Raw genomic sequence first — 1,600 nt, 5'->3', positions numbered from 1 at the left:
ATGAAAGTTGGTATCAAGAGGCGATTAAGGAAAGAGCCATGCCGGTCTTGACGCCAGCTCGAAAGGAATCCTTGACCTCGGAAAAAGAAAAATGGGTGGTTTCTATTACCCAAGAAGTGGTCGATCAGACTGGTCAAAATCTCGGAGTAGTACGCTTGGATATTGGCTACGATAGCCTTCAGGCTTACTTGGATCACCTTCAACTAGGGAAGCAAGGCTTTAGTTTTATCATTAATCAAAAGCATGAGTTTGTCTACCATCCTAAAAAGGCGGTCTATTCCTCTAGCCAAGAAATGCAGGCCATGCAGCCCTATATTGCTGTGAAGGATGGCTATGCAAAAGGAGGGCAGAATTTTATCTATCAGGTTCCGATTCCAAATAGTGATTGGACCTTGATTGGAGTGGCTTCGCTTGAAGGGCTTCAGATGCTTCAGTCGCAGCTCCTGTACTCTTTCATTGGCCTAGGATTGCTAGCTTTGATTATGTGTTTAATAGGGATTGGCTTTGTTCTGCGTTTGTGGATCAAACCCTTACGAGACCTTCAGACTATCATTTTGAGGATTGGAGCAGGAGATGCTCACGTGAGAGCTGCAGCCAAAGGATCTCCAGAATTGGTGGACCTTGCTCAAGCTTTTAATGCCATGTTGGACCAAATCGATAACCTCATGCAACAGGTCAAGGAAGAGGAGCAGAACGCACGGCGTTACGAGTTGCGGGCACTTTCGGCTCAGATTAATCCGCATTTCCTCTATAATACCTTGGATACGATTGTCTGGATGGCGGAGTTTAATGATAGTCGGCGCGTAGTCGATATCACCAAATCTCTGGCTCAATATTTTCGACTGGCTCTCAACCAAGGCCAGGAACAAATCCTACTGAGAGATGAAATTGACCATGTACGCCAGTATCTTTTCATTCAGAAGCAACGTTATGGTGAAAAGCTCAATTATGAAATTCTAGAAGATGAACGGTTGGGCGACTATCAGCTCCCCAAATTAGTGCTTCAACCCTTAGTGGAAAATGCGATTTACCATGGCATTAAAGAGATCGATCGGCCAGGTCTCATTCGAGTGACGACTGAAGTCAGTGGAGACTCCGCCTGCGTATCGATTTTTGACAATGGACGAGGGTTTGACCAATCAGAGTCAACAGACCAAACCCTTCTTCGTTTAGGAGGTGTTGGCTTGAAAAATGTTGACCAACGATTGCATCTTCAATTTGGCGAAGCCTATCATATGGAGATTGATTCTAAGGCCAATAGCTATACGAAAATCACTCTTTATTTGCCTCTTCCATCCGGCAATGAATATTCATAGAGACAAAGATTGCCTTCTTTGTTTTAGATTGAAAACGAAGTCATCTAAAAAACTTTCCGCCGTGAGAAAAGTGCCTGAAACGCAATTGTTTCAGGCACACGGAATTATTGAGACCTTAGGCTCAATAATTAGTCATGGAACTTCTACGAAGTTCGCTGACGTCCGTACTCACCTAAGGAAAGTTTTTCAGAAGACTTTATTTTCCATCTGAGCAGGCTTTTTTCAAAGCCTGCTTTTTATAATGTGACAGCAAGAAAAGGTAAATTAAATCGTCAGACTTTTTA

The 1,600-nt window shown here is 43.4% G+C and carries 1 protein-coding gene; it reads left to right on the top strand.

Annotated elements, in window-relative coordinates:
- Positions 1-1,316: cache domain-containing sensor histidine kinase (locus tag ACLOR3_RS06675; protein ID WP_412037089.1), on the top strand; the 1,316-nt coding region annotated here is incomplete at its 5' end.
- Positions 1,317-1,600: the final 284 nt, after the last annotated feature.

This window comes from Streptococcus intestinihominis, from assembly GCF_046824975.1.
Lineage (GTDB): Bacteria > Bacillota > Bacilli > Lactobacillales > Streptococcaceae > Streptococcus.
Note: the sequence above shows the minus strand (reverse complement) of the source record. Positions and strands in the feature narration are given on the sequence as shown.